The organism is Nocardioides sp. AN3 (assembly GCF_054653495.1).
In genome coordinates this window covers 24582-47839 of record NZ_BAAIGC010000012.1, presented here as the reverse complement: position 1 = coordinate 47839, position 23258 = coordinate 24582, and the positions used below count along the sequence as shown (strand labels likewise).

At 70.7% G+C, this 23258-nt stretch carries 26 protein-coding genes and 3 tRNA genes; 16 read left to right on the top strand and 13 right to left on the bottom strand.

Translation table 11 applies throughout. The features are described from left to right. Both ACYQ1K_RS14765 and ACYQ1K_RS14760 read left to right on the top strand, forming a co-directional pair. Nucleotides 1-1479 carry an aldehyde dehydrogenase (NADP(+)) gene (locus ACYQ1K_RS14765; RefSeq protein WP_459983868.1) on the top strand — a complete coding sequence of 493 codons (1479 nt, stop codon included), beginning with the start codon at nt 1-3 and terminating at the stop codon, nt 1477-1479. Beyond that, entirely contained in the window at nt 1476-2921 is a 1446-nt protein-coding gene (locus tag ACYQ1K_RS14760) for an NAD(P)/FAD-dependent oxidoreductase (RefSeq protein ID WP_459983867.1), read from the top strand. Before ACYQ1K_RS14765 ends, ACYQ1K_RS14760 begins: the two co-directional genes overlap by 4 nt. A gap of 674 nt (nt 2922-3595) precedes the next feature. Here ACYQ1K_RS14760 and ACYQ1K_RS14755 read toward each other — a convergent pair. The 5 genes from ACYQ1K_RS14755 to orn all read right to left on the bottom strand — a co-directional run bounded on the left by ACYQ1K_RS14755 (nt 3596) and on the right by orn (nt 6661). Continuing rightward, nucleotides 3596-3668, bottom strand: a tRNA-Lys gene (locus tag ACYQ1K_RS14755). Between the two features lie 71 nt (nt 3669-3739). Next, nucleotides 3740-5308 carry a phytoene desaturase family protein gene (locus ACYQ1K_RS14750; RefSeq protein WP_459983866.1) on the bottom strand — a complete coding sequence of 523 codons (1569 nt, stop codon included), beginning with the start codon at nt 5306-5308 and terminating at the stop codon, nt 3740-3742. Nucleotides 5309-5345: 37 nt separating this feature from the next. Beyond that, entirely contained in the window at nt 5346-5828 is a 483-nt protein-coding gene (locus tag ACYQ1K_RS14745; RefSeq protein WP_459983865.1) for a GNAT family N-acetyltransferase, read from the bottom strand. Between the two features lie 61 nt (nt 5829-5889). Next, nucleotides 5890-5965: transfer RNA gene (locus ACYQ1K_RS14740), tRNA-His, on the bottom strand. A gap of 39 nt (nt 5966-6004) precedes the next feature. Further along, on the bottom strand, nt 6005-6661 hold the full coding sequence (gene orn / locus ACYQ1K_RS14735) for an oligoribonuclease (RefSeq protein ID WP_459983864.1): 657 nt from the start codon (nt 6659-6661) through the stop codon (nt 6005-6007). A gap of 71 nt (nt 6662-6732) precedes the next feature. Between orn and ACYQ1K_RS14730 the strand changes: the two genes are divergently transcribed. Together ACYQ1K_RS14730 and ACYQ1K_RS14725 are read left to right on the top strand one after the other, a co-directional pair. After that, the gene (locus tag ACYQ1K_RS14730) at nt 6733-7230 is read left to right on the top strand and encodes a MauE/DoxX family redox-associated membrane protein (RefSeq protein WP_459983863.1); all 498 of its coding nucleotides are present in this window, start codon (nt 6733-6735) and stop codon (nt 7228-7230) included. Beyond that, entirely contained in the window at nt 7230-7958 is a 729-nt protein-coding gene (locus ACYQ1K_RS14725) for a DsbA family protein (RefSeq protein ID WP_459983862.1), read from the top strand. Before ACYQ1K_RS14730 ends, ACYQ1K_RS14725 begins: the two co-directional genes overlap by 1 nt. Here ACYQ1K_RS14725 and ACYQ1K_RS14720 read toward each other — a convergent pair. Then, a complete protein-coding gene (locus ACYQ1K_RS14720; RefSeq protein WP_459983861.1) occupies nt 7948-9426 on the bottom strand; it encodes a glycoside hydrolase domain-containing protein in 1479 nt (492 codons plus the stop codon). The two genes, ACYQ1K_RS14725 and ACYQ1K_RS14720, sit on opposite strands and share 11 nt — an antisense overlap. A 151-nt stretch (nt 9427-9577) precedes the next feature. Here ACYQ1K_RS14720 and ACYQ1K_RS14715 point away from each other — a divergent pair, with 151 nt between their 5' ends. Continuing rightward, nucleotides 9578-10972, top strand: a complete 1395-nt coding sequence (locus tag ACYQ1K_RS14715) for a ferredoxin reductase family protein (protein WP_459983860.1) — start codon at nt 9578-9580, stop codon at nt 10970-10972. Nucleotides 10973-11045: 73 nt separating this feature from the next. Here the strand turns inward: ACYQ1K_RS14715 and ACYQ1K_RS14710 are convergent, their stop codons facing one another. Beyond that, complete coding sequence (locus ACYQ1K_RS14710) at nt 11046-11384, bottom strand: hypothetical protein (RefSeq protein WP_459983859.1); 339 nt, start codon at nt 11382-11384, stop codon at nt 11046-11048. A 40-nt stretch (nt 11385-11424) separates the two neighbouring features. Here ACYQ1K_RS14710 and ACYQ1K_RS14705 point away from each other — a divergent pair, with 40 nt between their 5' ends. Beyond that, a complete protein-coding gene (locus ACYQ1K_RS14705; protein ID WP_459983858.1) occupies nt 11425-11655 on the top strand; it encodes an FMN-binding protein in 231 nt (76 codons plus the stop codon). Nucleotides 11656-11662: 7 nt separating this feature from the next. Further along, on the top strand, nt 11663-12421 hold the full coding sequence (locus ACYQ1K_RS14700) for an FAD:protein FMN transferase (protein WP_459983857.1): 759 nt from the start codon (nt 11663-11665) through the stop codon (nt 12419-12421). A gap of 27 nt (nt 12422-12448) precedes the next feature. Here ACYQ1K_RS14700 and ACYQ1K_RS14695 read toward each other — a convergent pair whose 3' ends face one another. The 3 genes from ACYQ1K_RS14695 to ACYQ1K_RS14685 form a co-directional block, all read right to left on the bottom strand. Further along, nucleotides 12449-13030, bottom strand: coding sequence for a TetR/AcrR family transcriptional regulator (locus tag ACYQ1K_RS14695; RefSeq protein ID WP_459983856.1), 582 nt, complete (start codon nt 13028-13030; stop codon nt 12449-12451). Between the two features lie 357 nt (nt 13031-13387). Beyond that, nucleotides 13388-13840 (bottom strand): DUF4352 domain-containing protein, encoded by a 453-nt coding sequence (locus ACYQ1K_RS14690; protein WP_459983855.1) that lies wholly within the window; start codon nt 13838-13840, stop codon nt 13388-13390. 216 nt (nt 13841-14056) lie between these two features. Beyond that, nucleotides 14057-14129, bottom strand: a tRNA-Arg gene (locus tag ACYQ1K_RS14685). Between the two features lie 82 nt (nt 14130-14211). On the opposite strand from ACYQ1K_RS14685, the gene ACYQ1K_RS14680 reads away from it, so the two are divergent. The 3 genes from ACYQ1K_RS14680 to ACYQ1K_RS14670 are packed head-to-tail and all read left to right on the top strand — an operon-like array spanning nt 14212 to nt 15538. Next, entirely contained in the window at nt 14212-14949 is a 738-nt protein-coding gene (locus ACYQ1K_RS14680; protein ID WP_459983854.1) for a lipoate--protein ligase family protein, read from the top strand. A gap of 59 nt (nt 14950-15008) precedes the next feature. Further along, nucleotides 15009-15182: a hypothetical protein gene (locus ACYQ1K_RS14675; protein ID WP_459983853.1), complete on the top strand. Its 174-nt coding sequence runs from the start codon at nt 15009-15011 to the stop codon at nt 15180-15182. Next, the gene (locus ACYQ1K_RS14670) at nt 15179-15538 is read left to right on the top strand and encodes a molybdopterin-binding protein (RefSeq protein ID WP_459983973.1); all 360 of its coding nucleotides are present in this window, start codon (nt 15179-15181) and stop codon (nt 15536-15538) included. Before ACYQ1K_RS14675 ends, ACYQ1K_RS14670 begins: the two co-directional genes overlap by 4 nt. Here ACYQ1K_RS14670 and ACYQ1K_RS14665 read toward each other — a convergent pair whose 3' ends face one another. Beyond that, nucleotides 15539-16093, bottom strand: a complete 555-nt coding sequence (locus ACYQ1K_RS14665) for an LURP-one-related/scramblase family protein (RefSeq protein WP_459983852.1) — start codon at nt 16091-16093, stop codon at nt 15539-15541. 166 nt (nt 16094-16259) lie between these two features. On the opposite strand from ACYQ1K_RS14665, the gene ACYQ1K_RS14660 reads away from it, so the two are divergent. The 3 genes from ACYQ1K_RS14660 (at nt 16260) to ACYQ1K_RS14650 (ending at nt 20184) form a co-directional block, all read left to right on the top strand. Continuing rightward, nucleotides 16260-16424: a hypothetical protein gene (locus ACYQ1K_RS14660; protein WP_459983851.1), complete on the top strand. Its 165-nt coding sequence runs from the start codon at nt 16260-16262 to the stop codon at nt 16422-16424. 104 nt (nt 16425-16528) lie between these two features. Next, nucleotides 16529-17743 carry a hypothetical protein gene (locus tag ACYQ1K_RS14655; RefSeq protein ID WP_459983850.1) on the top strand — a complete coding sequence of 405 codons (1215 nt, stop codon included), beginning with the start codon at nt 16529-16531 and terminating at the stop codon, nt 17741-17743. Beyond that, nucleotides 17740-20184, top strand: a complete 2445-nt coding sequence (locus ACYQ1K_RS14650) for a hypothetical protein (RefSeq protein WP_459983849.1) — start codon at nt 17740-17742, stop codon at nt 20182-20184. Before ACYQ1K_RS14655 ends, ACYQ1K_RS14650 begins: the two co-directional genes overlap by 4 nt. Before the next feature lie 21 nt (nt 20185-20205). Here ACYQ1K_RS14650 and ACYQ1K_RS14645 read toward each other — a convergent pair whose 3' ends face one another. Next, the gene (locus tag ACYQ1K_RS14645; protein ID WP_459983846.1) at nt 20206-20613 is read right to left on the bottom strand and encodes an ArsI/CadI family heavy metal resistance metalloenzyme; all 408 of its coding nucleotides are present in this window, start codon (nt 20611-20613) and stop codon (nt 20206-20208) included. A 78-nt stretch (nt 20614-20691) separates the two neighbouring features. Between ACYQ1K_RS14645 and ACYQ1K_RS14640 the strand changes: the two genes are divergently transcribed. The 3 genes from ACYQ1K_RS14640 to ACYQ1K_RS14630 are packed head-to-tail and all read left to right on the top strand — an operon-like array spanning nt 20692 to nt 22135. Then, a complete protein-coding gene (locus ACYQ1K_RS14640; protein ID WP_459983844.1) occupies nt 20692-21051 on the top strand; it encodes a metalloregulator ArsR/SmtB family transcription factor in 360 nt (119 codons plus the stop codon). After that, a complete protein-coding gene (locus ACYQ1K_RS14635) occupies nt 21048-21737 on the top strand; it encodes an aquaporin (RefSeq protein WP_459983842.1) in 690 nt (229 codons plus the stop codon). Before ACYQ1K_RS14640 ends, ACYQ1K_RS14635 begins: the two co-directional genes overlap by 4 nt. Continuing rightward, nucleotides 21737-22135 (top strand): arsenate reductase ArsC, encoded by a 399-nt coding sequence (locus ACYQ1K_RS14630; protein ID WP_459983840.1) that lies wholly within the window; start codon nt 21737-21739, stop codon nt 22133-22135. The genes ACYQ1K_RS14635 and ACYQ1K_RS14630 overlap by 1 nt, the downstream gene beginning before the upstream one ends. Here ACYQ1K_RS14630 and ACYQ1K_RS14625 read toward each other — a convergent pair. Then, nucleotides 22128-23117: an alpha/beta hydrolase gene (locus ACYQ1K_RS14625; protein WP_459983838.1), complete on the bottom strand. Its 990-nt coding sequence runs from the start codon at nt 23115-23117 to the stop codon at nt 22128-22130. The genes ACYQ1K_RS14630 and ACYQ1K_RS14625 overlap by 8 nt on opposite strands. Nucleotides 23118-23258: the final 141 nt, after the last annotated feature.

Here is a 23258-nt window from a genome sequence, read left to right as displayed (position 1 = left end):
GTGAGCGCCGCAACGAAGGCGGCCGAGCAGGCGTTCTGGTCCTACCGGGACACCTCGCCCGCTGTCCGCTCCGCCTTCCTCGCTGGCATCGCCGAGGAGATCGAGGCCGACCGGGACGCGATCGTCGAGGCCGCGGTCGAGGAGAGCCGGCTCCCGGAGGCCCGGATCATCGGGGAGCTCGGGCGGACGACGGGGCAGCTGCGGATGTTCGCAGACGTCGTACGGCGGGGCGACCACCTCGGCGTCCGGATCGACCCCGCGCTGCCCGACCGTCAGCCGCTCCCGCGGCCCGACCTGCGCCAGCGGCAGACGGCCATCGGTCCGGTCGCCGTCTTCGGGGCGAGCAACTTCCCGCTCGCCTTCTCGACCGCCGGCGGAGACACGGCGTCGGCGCTTGCCGCCGGCTGCCCGGTCGTGGTGAAAGGCCACCCCGCGCACCCGCGGACCGGCGAGCTCGTCGCCGCAGCGGTCGCCCGCGCGGTCGCCGCCCACGGCCTACACCCCGGCGTCTTCTGCCACCTGCCGCCGACCGCCAGCGATGGTGGAGTCACGCTCGGCCAGGAGCTCATCAGCGACACGCGGATCAAGGCGGTCGGCTTCACCGGGTCGCGCAGGGGAGGGCTAGCTATGGCGGCTGCGGCCGCTGCGCGTCCGGACCCGATCCCGGTCTACGCCGAGATGTCGTCGGTCAACCCGGTCGTCGTCCTGGCGGGCGCACTCGGGGACGACCCGGCCGACCTCGCCGCGGCTTACGTCGGCTCGCTCACGCTCGGCTCCGGCCAGTTCTGCACCAACCCGGGCCTGGTCTTCGTCCCCGAAGGACCGGCCGGCGACGCCTTCGTCGCGGCCGCCGGCGCGGCCGTCGCCCAAGCCACCGGACAGATCATGCTGACGCCCGGAATCGCTGCGGCATACGACGACGCAACCGCCCGACTGCGCGCCGCGGACGGCGTCCGCGTGATCGGTGTCGGCGTCGGGGGCGGGCCGGACGCGCCCGCGCCCCAGCTCGTCGAAGTTGCCGCCTCGGCGCTCGACGGGCCGGACCCAGTGGCAACTGAGGAGGTGTTCGGCGCTTCAGGGGTCATGGTCCGGTACGGCTCGGTCGACGAGCTGCTGCCGTTGCTGGTCCGGCTCGAGGGCCAGCTGTCCGCGACGATCCACGCCAGCGAGGCCGACCACGACGCCGCCCGCCGATTGCTGCCCGTGCTGGAGACGAAAGCCGGCCGGATCCTGTTCAACGGCTGGCCGACCGGTGTCGAGGTCTGCCACGCGATCGTCCACGGCGGCCCGTTCCCCGCGACGACCGACGCGCGGACGACATCCGTCGGCAGCCTAGCGATCCAGCGCTTTCAGCGGCCCGTCTGTTATCAGGACGTCCCGGACGTCCTGCTGCCCGACGCACTCCGACAGGCCAACCCATGGTGGTTGTCGCGCGAGATCGACGGTCGGCTGGTCTCTGCTTCGGACGCACGGGGATGACGGGGGCTGGGCCGCGACGCCGGTGTTCGTCGGTGGGCTCCGGTGCGGGCCCGGACGTCGATCGGCATCGCGTCGTGGTCATCGGGTCCGGCTTCGGTGGACTCTCCGCCGCCAAAGCCCTTCGCCGCGCTGATGTCTCCGTGACGGTCATCGCCAAGACGAATCATCACCTGTTCCAGCCGTTGCTGTATCAGGTGGCCACCGGGATCCTCGCCCCTGGAGAGATCGCTCGGTCGACTCGAGACATCCTGAGTGAGCAGGGAAACGCGCAGGTCCTGCTGGGAGAGGTCGTCGACATCGACGTCGAGAGCCGCACCGTGACCTCCGACGTTCTGGGGCGACGGCTCGTGACCGGCTATGACTCCCTCATCGTCGCGGCCGGCGCCACCCAGTCCTACTTCGGCAACGACCAGTTCGCCGACTTCGCGCCCGGCATGAAGAGCATCGACGACGCGCTCGAGCTGCGTGGCCGTATCTACGGGGCTTTCGAGCTGGCTGAAGTCGTTGCCCTGCGCGGGGAGGAGGTCGGTGGCCTCTTGACCTTCGCGATCATCGGCGCAGGCCCGACCGGTGTTGAGCTGGCGGGTCAGATCGCCGAGCTCGCGCATCGGACCTTGCGCCGCGACTTCCGCTCGATCGACCCGCGCGAGGCGCGGGTCGTGCTCGTCGATGCGGCGCCTCAGGTCCTTTCGGCCTTCGGGCCACAGCTGGGGGCGACCGCCGCCCAGCAGCTCGGACGTCTGGGCGTGGAGGTGGTGCTCGGCGCTGTGGTGACCCATGTCGACGAGCGTGCTGTCGAGATGCGTCTTGGCGATGGGAGCATCCAGCGCCTCGAGAGCGTCACCAAAATCTGGGCGGCGGGCGTTGAAAGCAGCAGGCTGTCTCGGGTGCTTGCTGTCCAGACGGGAGCGCAGCTCGACAGAGCAGGGCGGATCATGGTCAACCCGGATCTCACGTTGCCCGGGCATCCCGACGTGTGGGCGGTCGGGGACATGGTCGCCGTCGACGGCCTGCCGGGTGTCGCGCAGGTCGCGATTCAAGGGGGAAGGTTCGCCGCTAAGGAGGTCATCCGACGGTTGAACTCCGTCGGCGGCGCGGGACCGTTCGAGTACGTCGACAAGGGGTCCATGGCGATCATCAGTCGGTTTCGGGCCATCGTCGCGATCGGGCGTTTCAAGCTGACGGGGCCCGCGGCATGGCTGATGTGGCTGGTGCTGCATCTCGCCTATGTCAACGGTTTCAAGAACCGCCTGACGGCGCTGCTGCACTGGTCGGTGTCGTTCGTCGGGCGAAGCAAGCCCGAGCGAATCGTGACTGAACAGCAAGTGTTCGGCCGCAGGGCCCTCGCCCGGCTCGAGCTCGGCGCCTCGGACCTGGTCTCGACGTCGGGCAGGTACAGCGGCACCCGAGGACAGACGACCAGGTCATCTGACGGCCAATGAGACGGACCTAACACGCCGCGTGGGCAACGCGAGATGCGTTGCTGAGACCGGTTCGCGCCGTGGTGCGCTGGTTGTTCAGCCGTTCAACTGCCAGGTGCACGTTAGCGCCTCTAGCACGCCGAGCCCGTTGGCGGCCTCTTGTCCGGAAGTTGAATGAGTTGGGTCACGACGCGATCCACACTCTTGACCTACCTGAGCGCAACAAGACCGCCGGTGGCGAGCAGCCTCGTCGCTGATACGACGATCGGATTGTGGTCTCGAAGGACGCTGACTTGCCGGATAGTCACTTGCTGCAAGGAATCCCGGGCCGCTTCTTGCAGGCGAAGAGGTGGAACATCTGAAACGGTGATCTGATCGCACTGTTCGCGCGGCACCACGACGCGGACGAGTTGGAGTTCGGGGACGCCGACCTCGTTGTCGACGGCGGACGAATGATCGTGCACGACCGGCGGGATTGACCCAAGTGAGGGACCACCGCCGGGCCTGACTCTTAATCCGTTGCGCTCGTGTCGCGCGCCACAGGCCCAGAAGTTGGCTCCGTTGAGCGTGAAAGGCCCCTGCGGCGGGCCCGGCCGGCGACTCTCGAAAGATGGTTTTCCATGGCAAAAGCGTGGCGTCGAGGGGAAACGCAAAGGGCCGCCGACCTGTTGTCCCAGGTCAGCGGCCTCTTTCGGTACGCCATCAGGGACTCGAACCCCGAACCCGCTGATTAAGAGTCAGCTGCTCTGCCAATTGAGCTAATGGCGCATGTTCCAGAACCTCCTGGAGCGACGTGAACATTACCAGCGGCCGACGTACGCCCCAAATCCTCGGAGCCCTCAGCGAAGCTCCAGGACAGCCTGCGCGGCGTTGTGCCCGCCGAGTCCCGAGACGGCGCCGCCGCGACGCGCTCCGGAGCCGCAGAGGAGGACGGCGGGCCGGTCGGTCTGGACGCCCCAGCGGGCCGCGGGCGTGCTGAGATCGGCGCGGTGCGGAGCCCACGGCCAGTCGAGGTCGCCGTGGAAGATGTGGCCGCCGGGCATCGCCAGGTCGGCCTCGATGTCCTGCGGCGTCTTCGCCTCGAGGCACCACGCACCGGACTGGTCGCGCGCGATGACGGAGGAGATCGGGTCGAGGAGGTGCTCGTCCAGCGAGGCGATGGCGCGGCGCACCGCCTCGTCCTTCGCCGACGGGTCGTCGAAGAGCGTCGCGGGCGTGTGCAGCCCGAAGTAGGTCAGGGTGTGCGTGCCGGGTGGCACGTCGCCCAGGATCGACGGGTCGCTGAGGGAGTGGCAGTAGACCTCGCCCGGCAGGCGCGAGGGGAGCGAGCCGCCGGCCGCCTCGGCGTACGACGCCTCGAGCCTGCTGTAGTCCTCGCCGAGGTGCAGCGTGCCCGCGAAGGCCACGGCCGGGTCGGCGCCGGACTTCAGGCGCGGCAGCCGGTCGAGCAGCAGGTTGATCTTCAGCTGCGACCCGACCGGCTTGGTGGCGGGGTCCTCGTCCTCTCCGAGCAGGATGCGCAGCACCCAGGGGGCGACGTTGGCGAGCACCCAGCGCGCGGAGACCGTGTGGGTTGCGAACCCGTCGTGGAAGTCGACCTCGGCACCGTCGTCCTGCGAGCGGATCGCGCTGACGCCCGCCCCGGTCACCAGCTCGGCGCCCGCCTGGCTCGCGGCTCGCGCGAGGGCATCGGTCACCGAGCCCATGCCGCCGACGGGGACGCGCCACTCGCCGGTGCCGTTGCCGAGGAGGTGGTAGAGGAAGCAGCGGTTCTGGATCAGCGAGGGGTCCTGCAGGCTGGCGAAGGTGCCGATGAGCGCGTCCGTGGCGACGACGCCGCGCACCGTGTCGTCGCAGAAGCGCTCCTCGATCGTCCGGCCGATCGGCTCCTCGACCAGAGTACGCCACGTGGCGGGAGACACGCAGTCGCGGATCTCGCGGTCGGTGGGCAGGGGAGCGGTCAGGGTCGGGGCGACGACCTCAGCGAAGGCGCCGACGTCGGCGTAGAACGCCCGCCAGGCGGCGTACTCCGCCTGGGAGCCGGTCAGCTCGCGGAAGCTGGCCGCGGTCGCAGGACCCTCCGGGCGCTCGACGAGCAGCCCACCGGGGACGCCGTCACGCAGGACGGGGGTGTACGACGCCGTCGAGCGCGACTCCAGCCGCAGGTCGAGCCCGAGGTCGGCGACGATCGTGTCCGGAAGAAGCGAGACGAGGTAGGAGTAGCGCGACAGCCTCGTCGGCCGGCCCGGGAACGCCTGCGCGGACACGGCGGCCCCACCCACGTGGTCGAGCCGCTCGAGCACGGCGACCGACAGGCCGGCTCGCGCGAGGTAGGCGGCGGCGGTCAGGCCGTTGTGGCCCCCTCCGACCACCACGACGTCGAACTGACTCCGGCTCGTGCCCCCCATGGAAGAGGACCCTAGCGGGCGAGTCGGGCCCGAGCGGTCACAGCCGCTTGGAGAAGAAGTGCGTGGCGTAGGGGTTGTCGTTGTAGCGGTCGACGCGGAGGTAGCCGGCGCGCTCGTACATCGCGATGGCGTCGCCCAAGGTCTCGTTGGTGTCGAGGCGCACGACGTCGTGACCGAGCCCGCGAGCGAGGTCCTCCAGGTGCCGGAGCAGCCGCGAGCCGAGGCCTGCGCCCCGCCATGCGCCGTCGACCCACATCCGCTTGATCTCGGCGGCGTCGCCGTAGACGCGGACCCCGCCGCCCGCGATCGGACCGTCGTCGGCGACGGCGACGACGAAGGCTCCGACCGGAGCCCGGAGGGTGGCGTCGTCCTCGTCGGTGTGGGGACCCGGGTCGAAGCCGTGGGGGAAGCGCGCATCGAGCTCGGCGAAGTAGCGTGCCATCGCCTCGCGTGCGTACGCCGATGCGGGGTCGACGGTCTGCAGTGTCAGCGCCGCCGCGCGCTCCCTCGAGACCTCCACGAGCGCGACTGTAGTGACAGCCGAAAGCGCGAGAACCCGAGCCCAACGGCCCGGGTTCTCTTGGGGCGAGCGACGGGACTTGAACCCGCGACCACCTGGACCACAACCAGGTGCTCTACCAGCTGAGCTACGCCCGCCATGACCCGTTGCACGGGCCGGTGAGAAGTGTAGGGGAATCAGTTCGTCACTGCTGAATCGGGAGCAGGTTCGGTGGGTGCGAGCCCCGTGATGCTGCCGCCGTGACGGGTGGCGATCTCGCGCGCGGCGTCGCTGTCGGGGCCGGGAGCCGGCACGAAGATCGCGTCGCGGTAGTAGCGCAGCTCCTCGATCGACTCCTGGATGTCGGCGAGCGCACGGTGGTTCCCCCGCTTGGCCGGCGCCTGGAAGTAGGTGCGCGGATACCACCGTCGGGAGAGCTCCTTGATGGAGGAGACGTCGACGATGCGGTAGTGCAGGAACGACTCCAGCTCAGCCATGTCGCGGGCCAGGAAGGCGCGGTCGGTGCCGACGGTGTTGCCCGCGAGCGGCGGCCGGCTGTCGGGTCCGCACTGCGAGCGCACGTAGTCGAGGACCAGCTGCTCGGCCTCGGCGAGCGTGACGCCGCCCTCGAGCTCCTCCAGCAGGCCCGACTTGGTGTGCATCGTGCGGACGAACTCGTCCATCTGCTCGAGCGCCTCGGCTGGAGGCTTGATGATGACGTCGACGCCGTCCCCGAGCACGTTGAGCTCGAAGTCGGTGACGAGCGCGGCAACCTCGACGAGCGCGTCGGCGTCGAGGGAGAGTCCGGTCATCTCGCAGTCGATCCAGACCAGGCGGTCGTTCGCAGCACTCACGCGAGGAACCTTACGCGTCGCCGCCACGACGCTCTCAGCCCATGCTCAGATCGGCGGCCTATCGTGGCGGCGTGCCGAGATCCGTGATCCCCGTCCTGGCCGTGCTCGCACGGCTGGTCACGGGAGCCGTCTGGATCGGGGCCGGCGCCGCCAAGCTCGCGCATCCGTACGACGCGGTGCTGGCCGTCCGCGCCTACCAGCTGCTCCCCGTCGGGCTCGCCGACACGGTCGGCCACCTGCTGCCCACCCTCGAGATCGTCGTCGGCGCCGCCCTCATCCTGGGCGTGCTGACCCGAGGCGCCGCCGCCGTCTCGGCGCTGCTGTTCCTCGCCTTCATCCTTGGCATCTCCTCGGCGTGGGCACGCGGGCTGCAGATCGACTGCGGCTGTTTCGGGGGAGGTGGGTTCGACCCGCACGCAGCGTCGAAGTACCCCTGGGAGATCGCCCGCGACGCCGCACTCCTGCTCGCGTCGGTCTTCCTGGTCCTCGCCAAGGACACCGGGCCTGGTCTGGACCGCGTGCTCTTCCGGCGTACCCCCGCCCCCATCGCGACCGAGGAGCTGCTCTGATGTCGAAGAGGACCGCCGCTGCCGAACGTGCCGAGCGCGCCGCGGCCGCGCTCGCCGAGCAGCGCCACCGCGAGCGCCGTCGCACCGTGCTGAGCGTCGTGGGCGTAGTGGCTGCGATGGCGCTCATCGTCGTCGGCGGCTTCGCCATCAGCAAGATGAATGGCGGCGGCCCGTCCGGCAAGGCTGCTGACCCGGGCTCCGGCACCAGCATGACGATCGGCGACGCGAGCGCTCCGCACTCCGTCGTGGTCTACGAGGACTTCCTCTGCCCCTACTGCGGTGAGTTCGAGAAGCAGACGCACCAGCAGCTCGCGTCGCTTGCCGAGCAGGGCAAGGTGTCGGTGACCTACCGCCCGTTCCGGCTGCTGCAGCCCGACTACTCCCAGCAGGCGCTCGAGGTCTGGGTCGCGACCCAGCACACCGCCGGCGACGCGGTCGCGAAGAGGTTGCACGACCTGCTCTACGCCCACCAGCCCAGCGAGAGCGCGTCGTCCTTCCCGAGCCGGTCCGACCTCGTGACGCTCGCCGTCGAGGCGGGCGCCGACAAGGCGAAGGTGCAGGCCGCGCTCGACAGCGGGGACGCCACGACGTGGGCCGACGCGTCGACGAAGTCCGCCGGCGACGCCGGCGTGCGCAGCACGCCGACGGTGCTGCTCGACGGCAAGGAGTTCGTCGGCCGCACGATCGACGACATGGCCCGCAGCTTGCTGGCGTCGGTCAGCTCGTGACGGCGTAGCCGTCGACGACGACTCGGGCGCGCGAGACGGTCCGCAGCGCGATCCGCCCGGAGCGTGTCGCCGAGAGCGTGACCCACTTCGTGCCGTTGCCGTGCACATGGCCGACGACGCGGCCGCCGATGAGGACCGCGACAGTGCCGCGTCCGTGCAGGATGACGCCCACGTGTCGGCCGGAGACGCGCTTGCCGCGCAGCGTGGCGCCCTTGCTCCGCGCCTGGGTGCCCGTGCCGAGGTAGGCGCTGTGCACCCGGGTCCACCCGCGGCCGGCCCTCAGCGCCCGGTCGTCGGTGAAGCGGGTCGTGCAACGGGGCGCCGACCAGGCAGAGGTGTTGCCGACGCGGTCGGTCGCGCGGGCTTCGACACACCAGCGCTCACCGGGCTCGATGGCGAACGTCTGCACGGTGGTCCGGGTGCGCCTCAGCGCCCGGGGTGACTTCCAGCGCCCGCCGTTGTGCCGGATGCGCACCTGATAGCTCGCCACGCCGGAGGGGTCGGCCGAACGCCATCCGATGCGGACGCGCTTGCCCTTGACGGCGCGTGCCGGCGCCGGTGCGACGAGCCGCGGTGCGGTGTGGTCCCAGACGGAGTCCTGCACGGCGCTCTCGTCCACGTTGACCGGCCCGACATCACCCCAGCTGCGGTTGACGCCCAGATAGAACTGGTTGAGTCGTCCGCCCTCCCACATCCCCGCCGGGGGAGTGCTGAAGGTGGTGTCGGCGTTGCCGCTGTCGGTCGCCTCCCAGATCACGTCCGGCCTGGGGTACGACGGGTCCGAGGCGGCGTCGGTGAGGTCGGTCATCGTCGAGTTGCGAGATCCGTAGACGCCCGAGCGCAGGCCGAGCTGGTGCAGGCGCGTGGTCCAGCCGGCGAGGAAGGACTGCACCGCGGCGGCGCACCCGCCCGGCGTATAGCCCTCCAGGTCGTAGACGACCGGGCTCGTCGCGGGGAGCCGCAGGGCCCGCACTGAGCTGGCCGCGTCGTTGGCAGCCGCGATGCCCTGCGCATGTGCGGTGGCCTTGTCGCCGCTCATCTTCTTGAACCGGCCGACGTTGGAGCTGGTCGGGCAGGGTGACTGCAGCCCGACGTAGATCGGAAGGACCTGCCAGCGGCCGGCGAGGACCTGATCCACCCAGGTCGGCGTGAGATTCACCTGCACCTTGTCGTGACGGTTGTCGAAGGCGCCGGTCACGCCGACATAGACGCCGATCGCCGAGTAGGGCGACCTCGCCTGCCACTCGGCGATCATGCTGGAGGAGGGCGCCGTGGCCATATCGACCATGAGGTGGTGCCCGGCCGCCGGCCTGGGTGTGGGACCGGCGGCGCGTCCGACGGGCGCGGATCCGGCGTCGACCGGTTCGGCGGGCGCTGCGTGCGCCGGACCGGCGAGCGGCCCTGGCGCAGCCAGCAGCGTCACCGCGGCGAGAGCCACAGCAGCGCAGGCCGAGCCGAGACGTGACACGTCACGGGACTCTACGTGTCATACCCCAACCGCGTCTCGAACATGCACAGGCCCCCGGTCGGACGGTCGTGTGGCGCGACGCGGGACCTTCACAGGTGATCCACAGCCCAGGCTGACCCCGGCTTAGGGACGACGACCGCATCCTAGTGACATGACGACGACTGCGGCCCCGGCGTCGATCGCGCCTTCCGTGCAGTCCCGGGCTCGACTGGACGCGTGGGTGCGGGCGACGGCCGGAGCCGTGCTCTGGCTCGCCCTGCTGCTCGTCACCTACTGGTGGGTGGCCGACTCCGGTGTGCAGGGCTTGGGCGGCTGGGCCGAGGGGCTCACCGCGGCCGGTCGGATCTCGGGGTTGTGGGCCTCGGTGCTGCTCCTGGCGCAGGTCCTTCTGATGGCCCGCGTGCCCGTGCTCGAGCGTGCCTACGGACAGGACCGCCTCGCTCACATCCACCGGCTCGTCGGCTTCACCTCGTTCGACCTCATGCTCGTCCACGTCCTCCTCATCACGTGGGGGTACGCCGCCGGGCAGATCGGTTCCGTCCCCGCGACGTTCTGGACCCTGACGGTCGACTACCCGGGCATGCTGCTTGCCCTCGCTGGCACCGCCTGCCTCGTGATGGTCGTGGTGACGAGCGTGAAGGTGGCGCGACGCAAGCTCCGCTACGAGTCCTGGCATCTGTTGCACCTCTACGCCTACCTCGGCGTCGGCCTGGCACTGCCGCACCAGCTCTGGACTGGCGCGCAGTTCCTGACGCGGCCGGCCGCCACCCTGTTCTGGTGGACGGCATGGGCGCTCGCCGCGGGTGCGGTGCTCGTCTGGCGCGTCGGGCTCCCCGTCGTCCGGAACCTGCGCCATGGGCTCCGCGTCGCCGCGGTTGTCCCGGAGGCGCCCGGCGTGCTGAGCCTCTGGGTGAGCGGGCGTCGGCTCGACCTGCTGCGGGTCGAGGCCGGCCAGTTCTTCCAGTGGCGCTTCCTCGGCCGGCGCGGGTGGACGCGCGCGAACCCCTACTCGCTCTCGGCCGCCCCGGACGGCAAGCACCTGCGCATCACGGTCGAGGTGGTCGGCGACGGGAGTGCCGCGCTCGCCGCGCTCACGCCCGGCACCCGGGTCCTCGTCGAGGGGCCTTACGGCCGGCTCAGCCCGCGAGCCCAGACCCAGCGCAAGGTGGCGCTCTTCGGCGCCGGTGTCGGCATCACGCCGCTGCGCGCTCTGGCCGAAGGCTTGCCGTACCGGCCGGGCGAGGCCGTCCTCCTCCACCGCTACCGTGACGTCCCCCTCTTCCGTGGCGAGTTCGAGTCGCTGGCCCAGCGGCGCGGTCTGCGGATCGTCGCACTGCCCGGATCGCGGCGCACGCCCGCGTCCTGGCTCCCCGCCGGTGGAACCCCCGTCGACGACAGTCATGCCCTCCTCGGGCTCGTGCCCGACCTGCTCGAACGCGACGTCTTCGTCTGCGGGCCGGCCGGCTGGACCGACTCCTTCACCCGTGCGGCGAGCGCCGCCGGCCTCCCCGCCGACCAGCTCCACATCGAGACCTTCGGATGGTGACTCCCGTGAACCGCCTCACCCGCAACGTGACCTGGCTCTTGTCGACGCTGACCGTGCTCGTGCTGCTCTTCGGCTACAAGACCTCGACCGGGGGAGGCAGCCCCTCGCAGTCCGCCGTCGCGGCACCGATCAGCGGTTCGTCCCATGGCTCTTCCAATGGCTCGTCGAATGGCTCGTCGAATGGCTCGTCGAACGGCTCGTCGAACGACTCGTCGAATGGCTCGTCCGGCTCCGACGACTCCTCCGGACTCGCCTCCTCAGGCTCGTCCGATGACTCCTCGCGTGACTCGGAGGACTCCGCCTCTGGAGGCTCGGACGACTCCGCCTCAGGGGGCTCGGGCTCCTCGTCGGGAGGCTCCTCGGGCTCCTCGTCGGGCGGCTCTTCGGGAGGCTCCTCGTCGAGCTCCTCCACGACGTTCACCGGCGACGTCGCGCAGACCAGCTGGGGACCGGTGCAGGTGGCAGTGTCGGTGGCGGGCGGCAAGGTGACCGACGTGCAGGTCGTCGACTACCCCCACGGGAACCCCCGAGACGCGGAGATCAACTCCTACGCGCTCCCCATCCTCATCAAGGAGACCCTCTCGGCTCAGAGTGCCAACATCGACATGGTCAGTGGAGCGACGGTCACCAGTGACGGCTATCTCCGGTCCCTGCAGAGCGCCCTCGACCAGGCAGGAGTGTGAGCCGCCGATGAGCACAGCCACCGGTCACCGCATCGTGCGCCGCGTGGCCCACGTGATGGGCATGCCGGTCAGCCTCGCGCTGCGCGGACGGCACGCCGGGGACTTCGAGTCCGAGTCCGCGTGGGCCGAGGCGATGGCGACCCTGCGCGACGTCGACCGCGTGTTCAGCACCTATCGGAGCGACTCGCTGGTCTGTCGGCTCGACCGCGGCGAGCTCGATGTCGTCGACTGCCCTCCCGAGGTGGCCGAGGTGCTCGCGCTGGGTGAGAAGGCTCGCCGGGAGAGCGGCGGCGCCTTCGACGTGCGGCGCCAGAGAAGGCTCGACCCCAGCGGCGTGGTGAAGGGCTGGGGCGTCGAGCGTGCCTCGCGTCCGCTGCGCCACCTCACCGACACCGATTTCTGCCTCTCGGCGGGAGGGGACATGGTCTGCCACGTCGCGGATCCGAGCCGGGAGCCGTGGCGGGTCGGCATCGAGGACCCGCACGACCCGACCCATGTGGTCGCCGTCGTCCCCATCCGTGAGGGCGCCGTGGCGACGTCGGGACTGGCCCATCGGGGCGGCCACGTCGTCGACGCTCGCACCGGGCGGGTGCCGCGGGCGCTGGCGTCGGTGAGCGTGGTCGCCGCCGACCTGGTGACCGCTGACCTCGATGCGACGGCGGCGTTCGCCCTGGGCGCCGAGGGCCCCGGCTGGTTGGCCCAGCGGCCGGGTCGCCTGGGCATCGTCGTCCACGCCGACCGCCGGCTCCAGGTGGTCGGCCAGTGACAGCAGTGGTTGGTCAGTGACGCGACGCTAGAGCGCGCGGACCGCGTCCAGGGCGCCGCGCACCGAGGTCAGCGGTGTCGGGTCGGAGGTCTCGGTCGCCCAGTGGAGGTACCCCGTGAAGGCCGCAGCCGTGATGGCCGCCGCCTGCACCTGAGCGGCGAGGGCGCCGACTCCGCGGTTGCGGAGGTACGCCGTGCACAGCTGGATCTGCTCGTCGAGCCGGCCGAGTCCCGTCGAGACGAGCTCGGCGTGCGCCGCGAGGATGCGGAGCTGGGCGCGGGTCAGCGCGAGGACGGGCGTGCGCTCGGCCGTCGCCAGGACCCCGTCGATGACGGCGTCGGTCGGTGATCGGTCACCGAACTCGAGCAGCGCCACGGACAGCACCTCGAGGCTGTCGTGGAAGCCGTGCCAGACGAGGTCGGCCTTGGTCGGGAAGTAGCGGAACAGGCTCCGACGGCTGATGCCGGCGGCGTCAGCGACCTCGGCGGCGCTGACCTCGTCGTACCCGCGATCGGAGAACAGGCCGACGGCGATCCGCGACAGCCGCGTGGAGTCGATCTCGGCAGGGCGGCCGCGGCTGCGCGCGCCGGATGCTCCACGGGAGGCCATGCGCTCATTATGTGGACGTCTCGCACCTCGTGGGCGCGAATGAGCGATGTCCCTCGAAGGGCGTAACAAGGGCAGCCCGGTCCGCGTCATTTCGATGACGGGTCAGGTGACTGCACCCAGGACCAGACACCGGTCCCGTCGCCTCCAGAAGAAGCCCCGGACCGCGCTTCGGGGAACGCAGCGATGCCTCGCCTCCGACGAGGAGGCGAGGCATCGTTTGCGGCCCCGGCTTGACTCGCACCAGCAACCCACGAAGTCGCTCTCTGGGGCATCGCCACATCCCGCCGGGGCTCGATCCACGCGCGCGACGGGCCTGGCCAGGAAGGCCGTCTCGACCTTCCCGCCACGCAGAAGGACCTACCTCGTGTTCCACTGGGCGGTCTCGCCGAAGCCGCTGTCCATGGCGAACTGGACCTGTGAGACCTTGGCGCTCTTCGGCACTTGGAAGGCGAGGTAGCCGAGGGCTCTATGGCCTGGAGCAATCTTCATCGAGGCCGGAAGCATCGGTCCGGCACCGATGTCGAAGAACATGATGGCTGCTGCGTACTGCTGTCCCTGGGCGTCCACAACCTTGGCCCCATTCCCGGGCGCATCGGCATAGGGAGCGGTGCCAGTGTTGACCAACTTGAACTGGACGGCCAGGAGTCTCTTGCCCTGGTCGACCGTCAAGAGCTGATCGGTGGGCTTGGTGTTCACGACCTTGAGGGCGGTGACCTGGATCTTCGAGCCATCGTCGTTGCCCTCGATCGTGACGGGCTGACCGACCCTGGCGGTCGCATCTTCGGTCGGTCTGGGGTTCGTCGGAGCCATGGAGCTTCCGAAGTCCGTTGCCGCTGGCTTGTCCACGGTCGTACTCACAAAGTCGGACTTGCAGCCGGCCATCGAGAGCCCGAGGCCAACGGCCACAAGGATGGCATGGACGCGCTTCATGACAGTTCCCCCACGGCGACTGGACAGCGTCTCCGAAGGCTAAGACCGCCATCAGGTGTTCGTCTGGCGTTTTGCCACCTCACACGATGTCTGTAGCGCCCCCGGCTGGACTCGAACCAGCAACCCACGGATTAGAAGGCCGTTGCGCTATCCATTGCGCCACGGGGGCCACGGGTCGTGAGACCCGCGTGTCAGTATGCCGCAGCGACCACGCCTGCCCAGCGCGTGGGCACCTACCTCAAGGAGGCACGATGCGGCTGCACCTCGGGCCGACGGGGAACAGTGAGGCGACCGAGCTGGCGATCGCCCACGCGCTCGTGCGACGAGCGAGCGCGGGAGAGGTCTCAGAGGCGCTGCATGTCTACCGTCCGAGCGGGCCGGCGGTCGTCTTCGGGCGTCGTGACACCCGCCTCCCGGGGTTCCCGGACGCGCTGCGGGCCGCGAGGGACGCCGGGTTCGAGCCCGCCGTACGTGCCGTCGGTGGGCGCGCTGTCGCCTACACCGCGAACGCACTCGTCATCGACCACGTCCGGCACGAGCCGGACGCGGGCGCAGGGCTCGACGACCGGTTCGTCGGCCAGGGGGCCGCCATTGCCGCGGTGCTGCGCGAGCTCGGTGTCGACGCTCGCGTCGGGGCGGTTCCAGGGGAGTACTGCCCCGGCGCCCACAGCGTGAACGCGCGCGGGGTGGCCAAGCTCGTCGGCACGGCCCAACGCGTCGTGCGCGACGCCTGGCTCTTCAGCACTCTCGTCACGATCGGCGACGAGGTCGTCCTTCGCCCCGTTCTCGAGCAGGTCTACTCCTGCCTGGACCTTCCGTTCGATCCAGCGTCGGTGGGCGCGGTCCAGGCTGAGGCGCCGGGCGTCGACGCGGCGCGGCTCGAGGAGGTGCTGCTCGAGACCCATGGGACCGGGTCGCAGGCAGCCGTGCCCCTGGATGCGGCCACCGTCTCGCTCGCCCACGACCTCGTCGGACAGCATCGTCTCTGAGGACCGGCCCGCGGACTGTTCGCCCAGGTATGTGCGCAGCAACTTCGCGGTGCCCGCCCATGACGGCACCCTCATCGTCGGCGGCACGGCCCCACATCGACGGCCTCGAGGTGCGCTTCGCCGGTGCCGACAGCGGTGCCTACCAGCTCACACCGGTGCTCCGTGAGACCGGCGACCACCTCACCTTCATGCGCTCGCTCGCGCTCGACCACGCCGCGGGACCGAGCCCCTGAGCCGGTCACCACGATGCGCGTGCGAGCCCGGATCACCGATCCCGCACCGGAGGGCGGCGATCCCGGCCGGGAGGCGCGTCATCCGGGGCAGAGCATGGTCGGGTGCCGGCGCCGTCACAGCTGTCGAGGTCAGCCTGGCGGGCGCCGGCGAGTGGCAGCTCGCCCAGATCGAGCCTCCGAGCGGGCCCTTCCAGTGGCAGCGCTGGTCCTTCGCGTGGGAGGCCACGCCCGGCCGGCACTCGCCGCGGGCGCGTGCCACCGACGCCGCCGGCCACGTGCAGCCCGACGTACCGCCGTGGAACCGGCTCGGCTACGGCAACAACGCCGTCGAGGTGCAGTACGTCGACGTCGTCTGACTACTTCGCCGGGTGGGTCATGGAGTCGATGGCGATGGCGACGCTGAGGATGAGGGCCTGGTCCTGGTCGGGGGCGATCTCGACACCGTAGGTGTCGGCGACCCGGAACCACCGCTTCGAGATCTCGGCGATCTTGCGGCCGTCGTCCTCGATCTCGTACTCGTGGTCGACCACGTTGCCCTGCACCTTCCACTCCCGGTCGCCGGGCAGGTCGATCTTCCACCGCTCGCGCAGCGGGGTGATCAGAGCCTTGTGCACCAGGGCGAGCTGGTCGCCGTCGGTGTTCTCGATCGCCATCGAGTCGCGGATGTGCAGGACACGCGTCTGGATCCGGAGGACCTTCCGCCCGTGGGCGTCCTCGAGGTCGAGCGTGTTGCGCAGACGCAAGGCCTTCCCGTCGACTTTGAAGACGCGCTGACCGGCGTCGTCCTGGATCCAGTAGTCGTCTCCGATCGAGACCAGCTTCTGCCGGATCTGGAAGTGGGCGGCCGTGCCTCGACGACCGAACTCCTCGCGCTCCTGACGGCGGTTCTCCCGTCGGTCTCGCAGTCCCATGACGTCTCCGTTCTCCCAGATCCAGATCGGCGCGGTGTGGTCCCAGCGTGGGTCCGTCGGGGTGCGCGGACATCACCCGCGCTGGGTGAGGTAGGTGAGGCGGAGCCGGCGTGAGGCTGGGAGCCGAAGCTCGAGCGGGGGTCGTGAGATGGCGCGGAGAAGCGGAGTGGACCGAGTGACCGAGGCCTTGGCTGACGCCACGGGCAGGTCGGATGACGAGGTGCGCGCGGCTCTGACGCTGGCGGCCGTCCTGGCGGCTCTGCTCGCGGCACTCCGAGTGCTCCGGCTCCTGGATGACCTCGGGTTCGACGTCTCTCCCCGCGGCAGGTGATCGCTGGGGCACGTGTGTGGAGGTCGCCGCGACGGGGTACCCGCGTGTCGAAGTCGCCTCGGGCGCCTCACGCCTGGAGTGCGCGACGACGAAAGGGGACTCGGATGAGCACGGACGACTACGCACCGCTGACACCCGACGAGCTGGCCGCGGAAGGGGTGGTGGCCCTTCCGGACAAAGAAGTCGTGTCGATCCTCGACCTCGCGGCCGACGTGGACCTGGCGATCGACGGTGCCGCGCCCATCGACCTGGCCGTCGCGCTCAACGCCAACGTCGTGGCGCCGATCGACGCCGCGGTGAGCGCGAACATCCTCTCGGATCACTCGACGTCGCAGGCGCTGGCCGACCAAGGCGTCGAGGTCAACCAGACGGTGGACGCCAACGCGATCGCCACCGGCCTCCAGCACAGCGCCATCGACCAGTCGGCCGGCACGGCCGGTGCGACGGACGCGACGGCTTCTCCCGACGGCACCGGTCATGTGGACAGTGCGACGGACGTGACCCCTCACGCCCTCACGGACACGGCGGCCGGTGCGCCGGTGGACGGCGCCCTGGTGGTGGACTCCGCCGGCCATGTCATCGGCACGCTGGACGACGCGACGGGCAACGTCCTCGACTCCGCCGGCAACGTCGTCGGCACGCTCAACGACGCGACCGGCCTGGTGACGGACGCGGCCGGCCACATCGTCGGCTCGGTGACCGACCTGGTCGACGGGACGAACGTCCTCGACTCGGCCGGCAATGTCATCGGCACGCTCGACGGAGCCACCGGCAACGTCGTGGACTCGGCCGGCAACGTCGTCGGCACGCTCGACCCGCTGACGGGCCAGGTCGTCGATGCAGCCGGGAACCTCATCGGCACCCTCGCCCAGGTCGCCGGCGGGGCGGGCGGCGCAGGTGGCATCGGCACCGGCGACCTTCTGAACGGCAACCTGCTCAACGTGGACGTGAACGTCAACCTCAACGCCGACCTGGCGGCGCCGATCAACGGCGCGGTGGCGGCGAACGCCAACGTGGCGGCGCCCATCGACGGGTCGGTCTCGGCGAACATCCTCTCGGACGACTCGACCGCGGCGGCGCTCGCCCAGCAGGACGCGATCATCAACCAGCACATCGCCGGCACGGCGCAGGCCACGTCTGACCAGACCTCGGCGATCGGGCAGGGATCCACCGGGGCGACCGACGTGCCCGCTGCCGACGTGACGGCACCAGACACCACCTCGACCGCCGATCCGACGGCGCCGGCGTCGGCCGACCCGGCCTCGACGCCGGACCAGCCTGCGTCACCTGACCCGACCGCAGGGGCCTCGTCGCAGTGAGCACCGTCGTCGACGCGCCGGTGCGCGCCGACGACCTGGTGCTGCTCGGCACGATGGTGGGGTCCGGCTACCGGACCCCACCGGCGCTCGTCCGCCGGGGCGACGGTCAGACCCTCCAGCTCACGCCGCTGCTGTATGCGGTGCTGGACGCGGTCGACGGTCGTCGCACGTGTGGGGAGATCGCGTCGGTCGTGCGAGAGTCGGTGCGCAGGGACGTCTCGGCGGACACGGTTGCTGACCTGGTCGACCGGCACCTCCGGCCCTTGGGGCTGGTCAAGCTGGCCGACGGCTCCGAGCCGTCGCTCCGGCGGTCCAACCCCCTGCTCGGCCTCCGGCTCAAGTTCGCGGCCACCGACCCGCAGCTCACTCGGCGGCTGACGGATCCCTTCCGGGTCCTCTTCCGGCCCGTCATGGTCGCCGTCGTGCTCAGCGCGTTCCTCGCGATCACCTGGTGGGTGTTCTTCGACAAGGGCCTCGGCCCTGCGGCGTACGACGCCTTCCAACGCCCGCACCTGCTGCTGCTCGTCTTCGCGGTGACCGTGCTGTCGGGAGGCTTCCACGAGTTCGGCCACGCGGCCGCGGCGCGGTACGGCGGCGCCCAGCCCGGCGTCATCGGAGGAGGCCTCTACCTGGTGTGGCCGGCCTTCTACACCGACGTCACCGACAGCTATCGGCTGAGCCGGCGAGGGCGCCTCCGGACCGACCTCGGGGGCCTGTACTTCAACGCCATCGTCGTCGTGCTCACGTTCGCGTGCTGGTCCGTCACGCACTGGGATGCGGTGCTGCTCCTGGTCGCCACCCAGACCCTGCAGATGGTGCAGCAGCTGATGCCGACCATGCGCTTCGACGGCTACCACGTGCTCGCCGATCTGACCGGTGTCCCCGACCTCTACCACCGGATCAAGCCGACCCTGCTCGGCCTCCTGCCACATCGCTGGTCAGACCCGGGCAACCGCGCCCTCAAGCCGTGGGCGCGCGTGGTGATCACGGCCTGGGTGCTGGTCACCATCCCCCTCATGGCATTCACCCTGCTCGCGATGGTGACGTCTCTTCCCCGTGTGCTGGGGACGGCCTGGGCCTCGGTCCAAAGCGACGCCGGCGACGTCGGCGCCGCTTGGCGGACCGGCAACGGCGTCGACGTCACCGCCAACGCCCTGCAGGTGCTGGCGGTCGCGTTGCCGGTGCTCGGGGGGCTGCTCGTGATCGGGCGGTTCGGTCGGCGCTGGATCCGGAGCCTCGCGCGCTGGAGCATGGGGTCCCCCCTCAAGCGGGCAGCCGCCATCGGGCTCGCCACCGTGGTCGTGACCGGCCTGGCGTGGGCCTGGGCGCCGCGTCCCGGCAGCTACCGGCCCATCTCGCAGGGGGAGAAGGGGCTGCTCACCGCCGCGCTGCCGGGCCGCAACGCTCCCGTCGTCCTGCGCGCCCCGACTCAGCAGGGCCGTGCGGCGGGTGGCGCGGCTCGCCAGCGGCTCGCCAGCGGGCAGCCGCTGCATGCCACCTTCGAGGCCGGACAGCAGCTGCCGACGTCGGCGCATCCCCAGCTGGCCGTCGTGCTGGTGCCGAGCAGCGGCTCGGGCAGCGGCTCGGGCGGTGGCTCGGGCGGTGCCAGCGCGCCTGCGCAAGCAGGCCAGGACGAGCCGTGGGTCTTCCCGTTCTCCCGTCCGCTGCCGCCGGGGACCGGGGACAACCAGGCGGCGGCCTACAACACCGGTGACAACACCACGATGTACGACGTCGCCTTCGCGCTCGTGTGGGCCACCGGCGACGAGGTGGACAACGTCAACGCGGCCTACGCCTATGCGTCCTGCTCGAACTGCGTGACGGTCGCCGTGGCCTTCCAGGTCGTCCTCATCATGGACGACGCCCATGTCGTCGTGCCGCAGAACCTCGCCGTCGCGGCCAACTACGACTGCTACAAGTGCATCACGGCCGCCGTCGCCAGCCAGCTCGTGCTCTCCGTCGAGCATGCCCCGGGGGACGAGCAGCTGCTGGCGCTGGCCTCGGTCTGGAACCGCCTCCTGACGTTCGGGCAGTCGATCACCTCCTCCTCGCTCGACCAGATCTCGACCCAGCTGCAGGTGTTCAAGGAGGAGATCACGGCGATCCTCGCTGCCGCTCCCGCCGTGTCCCCGTCGTCGTCGGCGACCGTGGCCCCCGTCGGGTCCTCGGCCGCTCCCGTCGGGGAGCCGAGTCCGAGCGGCTCCACCGATGGCGGGAGCAGCACGCCGACGGCCTCGTCCGCCTCCTCGCCGGGCGCATCGCCCGACGCGGGCGGTTCGACAGGCTCAGCCGAGTCCACCGGTTCGACCGACTCGACGGGCTCGAGCAGCTCCACCGGCGCCCCGGACGCGACCTCACAGGCACCTGCGGACACGGCCAGCTCGACCGCGTCGCCGGAGCCCGCATCAGGCACGGGGTCCGGGTCCGCCGGGTCGCCGTAGCGCCTGAACGACGTCGCTGCGTCAGCCAGCGCAGCAGACGTCGGTCTCCACGGGGGCGTCCGACGGGGCATCGGAGAGGACGACGTAGTTCTCCCAGCGCTGCCCGTCCGGACCGGTGACCCAGTGCTTGTCCTGCCGGGCATGGCAGCAGACGACGTCGCCCTCGACCTCGAGCCTGAGCCCGGCGGCGCCGAGCCGATCGGCCTCCGCGTGGACCTCGGTGGCGGTGGGGCGCTCGACGCCGAGGTGGTTGAGCGTGCCGGTGGCCTCCGGGTTCTCGAACAGGACCAGCTTCAGGGGCGGGTCCTCGACGGCGAAGTTGGCGTAGCCGGGGCGACGCTTGGCGGGCTCGGTGTCGAACAGCGTCGAGTAGAAGTCGACGGCCGCGTCGATGTCGGCCACGTTGAGCGCCAGCTGGATCCGGGACATGGGGGCCTCCTCGAGACATTGATGGATGTCGATGTCTCCAGATTGCGACTTCACATCGACATCTGTCAATATAGATACATGTCGAAGTCACTGGGAGAGCTCACCCCGGTCGAAGCCGTCGCCTGCTGCTCACCCCTCATGCGCGAGCCGCTGTCCGCTGCGGCGGCTGAGCGGATCTCGCCGCTGGTCAAGGCGCTGGCCGACCCGGTCCGGCTGCGCCTGCTGTCGCTGGTCGCGTCCCACGCCGACGGCGAGGCATGTGTGTGCGACCTCAACGACGCCTTCGACCTCTCGCAGCCGACGATCAGCCACCACCTGAAGCTCCTGCACGAGGCGGGGCTCCTCGACCGCGAGAAGCGCGGTGTGTGGGTCTACTACCGCGTCAAGGGCGGCGCGCTCAGCGACCTCGCCACCCTTCTCGGCGGTGTCACCGCGTGAGCAGCAGCTTGGTCCTCGCACGGCGTGCGGTCGCCGAGCTCGTCGGGACCGCGTTCCTCGTCGGCACGGTCATCGGGTCGGGCATCGCCGCGCAGCGGCTCTCGCCTCACGACACCGGACTGCAGCTGCTCGAGAACAGCATCGCCACGGGCGCCGTCCTGGTGGCCCTCATCTTGGCTCTCCAGCCGGTCTCGGCGTCGTTCAACCCCGTGGTCACGCTGGTCGAGCGCGTCCTCGGACGGATCACCAGTGGAACTGCTGCGGCACTCATCGTGGCCCAGCTGGTCGGGGGAGCGCTCGGGGCCGTGGTTGCCAACCTGATGTTCGAGCTCGACGCGGTCTCGATCTCCGGCCGTGACCGCGGTGGGCCGGGGCAGCTGCTCGGCGAGGTCGTCGCGACCCTCGGCCTGGTCGTCATCGTCTTCGGGAGCCTGCGCTCGCCACGCGTCGAGACGGTCGCGTTCGCCGTCGGCGGCTACATCGCGGCGGCGTACTGGTTCACCAGCTCCACCAGCTTCGCGAACCCGGCGGTGACCGTCGCTCGGATGCTCTCGGACACGTTCGCCGGCATCGCTCCGCGCTGCGTCCCCGCCTTCGTCCTCATGCAGCTGGTCGGCGGTGCGCTCGGCGCCGCCCTCATCGTGTTGTTGCACCCCCAGCCCGACTCCGCCGCCCAGGAGGCCTGATGTCTCGTCCGACGGTGCTCTTCGTCTGCGTGCACAACGCGGGCCGCTCCCAGATGGCCGCCGGCTACCTGCAGAACCTCGCCGGCGACCGCATCGAGGTCCTCTCCGCCGGCTCGCAGCCCGCTGACCAGGTGAACCCCGCCGCAGTGGCCGCCATGGCCGAGGAGGGCATCGACATCGCCGCGGAGCAGCCCACGCTCCTCACCGACAGCGCCGTGCGCGAGGCGGACGTCGTCGTCACGATGGGCTGCGGGGACGCCTGCCCCTTCTATCCGGGCAAGCACTACGAGGACTGGGTGCTCGACGACCCGGCCGGCCAGGGCATCGAGCAGGTGCGGCCGATTCGCGATGAGATCCGGCGGCGCGTGGAAGGGCTGGTCGCCGAGCTCCTCAGCTGAGGGTCAGGCCGTGACGGCGCAGCCACTCCTCGACGGCGTCGTAGGCGTGCTGCCGCGGCTCGGCCAGGGAGAGGAAGACGTCGTGCCGGGCGTCGGCGATCGGCACGACCGTGGTCTCGCCGCCCAGGCAGCCCGCCCACCGGGCGATCTGGGCGACGTCGAGCACGGTGTCGGCCCGGTCGCTCTCGGCCGAGTAGCTTCTGGAGATGTGCGACCGGCTCGACCGCAGCACGAGCGACGGCACGCCGATGTCCAGTCCACGGTGGAGTCGCGCGTGGCCGCGCCGCACGGCGTTGAGCCAGCCGAGGGTGACCGGGAAGCCCTCGAGCGGCTTGAGGGCGACGTCGAAGTCCCATTCTCCGGTGCCGCTCACGTGCAGGGTCTCGCCGTACGCGCTGGGAGGCAGCCGGAGCGCGCGGAACGGCTGGACCTTGGCGACGACGCGCATCGCCTGGGTGACCACCGACCGCAGGTGCGGCTTCCCCTGGAGGTCGAACCACGGGCTGTTGAGCACGACGCCGGCCACAGGCGCGACCTGTCCCGCGGCGCGGCGCCGGTCGAGCCAGAGCGGCACGATCAGCCCGCCGGTCGAATGGGCGACGAGCACGACGGGCAGCCCCGGGTGCGCTGAGGCGACGACGGCGAGCGCCTGGTCGAGCTCCTCGTCGCACAGGCGGAGGTCGGAGACATAGTGCGCGGTCTGACCGGCGCGCCGCGCCCGGCCGCACTTGCGCAGGTCGAGGCCGTAGAAGGCCAGCCCGCGTGCGGCGAAGAAGTCGGCCAGCTCGGTCTGGAAGAAGTAGTCCGAGAATCCATGCACGTACAGCACCGCACCCGCCACCTCCTCGTCGGGACGCGTGTCACGACGCACGAGCGCTGCCGCGATGGGGCCCTGACCGTCGGGATCCTCGCCGAGCTCGAGGACGCGTTGGGCGTAGCCCTCGCCGAGGAGGTCGGGACCCCAGCCTGCCTCTTCGGTCACGACCTGCACCTCTGGCTCCGTAGCATCCACGTGATCTCCTCCGACTCCGCTCGTCGGGACCCATCCTGATGCACGGCTTGTGGCATCACGCAGGATGGTCCCATCAGGTCGACCTCGACGGGCCGATCGGGACAGGGAAGC

What these genes read in the sequence shown, in the direction of transcription:
- ACYQ1K_RS14715 (WP_459983860.1), top strand. Translation starts at nt 9,578, where the DNA reads ATGACGACGACTGCGGCCCCGGCGTCGATCGCGCCTTCCGTGCAGTCC.
- ACYQ1K_RS14630 (WP_459983840.1), top strand. Translation starts at nt 21,737, where the DNA reads ATGTCTCGTCCGACGGTGCTCTTCGTCTGCGTGCACAACGCGGGCCGC.
- ACYQ1K_RS14665 (WP_459983852.1), bottom strand. Translation starts at nt 16,093, where the DNA reads ATGGGACTGCGAGACCGACGGGAGAACCGCCGTCAGGAGCGCGAGGAG.
- ACYQ1K_RS14700 (WP_459983857.1), top strand. Translation starts at nt 11,663, where the DNA reads ATGAGCACAGCCACCGGTCACCGCATCGTGCGCCGCGTGGCCCACGTG.
- ACYQ1K_RS14680 (WP_459983854.1), top strand. Translation starts at nt 14,212, where the DNA reads ATGCGGCTGCACCTCGGGCCGACGGGGAACAGTGAGGCGACCGAGCTG.
- ACYQ1K_RS14655 (WP_459983850.1), top strand. Translation starts at nt 16,529, where the DNA reads ATGAGCACGGACGACTACGCACCGCTGACACCCGACGAGCTGGCCGCG.
- ACYQ1K_RS14760 (WP_459983867.1), top strand. Translation starts at nt 1,476, where the DNA reads ATGACGGGGGCTGGGCCGCGACGCCGGTGTTCGTCGGTGGGCTCCGGT.
- ACYQ1K_RS14750 (WP_459983866.1), bottom strand. Translation starts at nt 5,308, where the DNA reads ATGGGGGGCACGAGCCGGAGTCAGTTCGACGTCGTGGTGGTCGGAGGG.
- ACYQ1K_RS14675 (WP_459983853.1), top strand. Translation starts at nt 15,009, where the DNA reads ATGACGGCACCCTCATCGTCGGCGGCACGGCCCCACATCGACGGCCTC.
- ACYQ1K_RS14695 (WP_459983856.1), bottom strand. Translation starts at nt 13,030, where the DNA reads ATGGCCTCCCGTGGAGCATCCGGCGCGCGCAGCCGCGGCCGCCCTGCC.
- ACYQ1K_RS14690 (WP_459983855.1), bottom strand. Translation starts at nt 13,840, where the DNA reads ATGGCTCCGACGAACCCCAGACCGACCGAAGATGCGACCGCCAGGGTC.
- ACYQ1K_RS14645 (WP_459983846.1), bottom strand. Translation starts at nt 20,613, where the DNA reads ATGTCCCGGATCCAGCTGGCGCTCAACGTGGCCGACATCGACGCGGCC.
- ACYQ1K_RS14725 (WP_459983862.1), top strand. Translation starts at nt 7,230, where the DNA reads ATGTCGAAGAGGACCGCCGCTGCCGAACGTGCCGAGCGCGCCGCGGCC.
- ACYQ1K_RS14640 (WP_459983844.1), top strand. Translation starts at nt 20,692, where the DNA reads ATGTCGAAGTCACTGGGAGAGCTCACCCCGGTCGAAGCCGTCGCCTGC.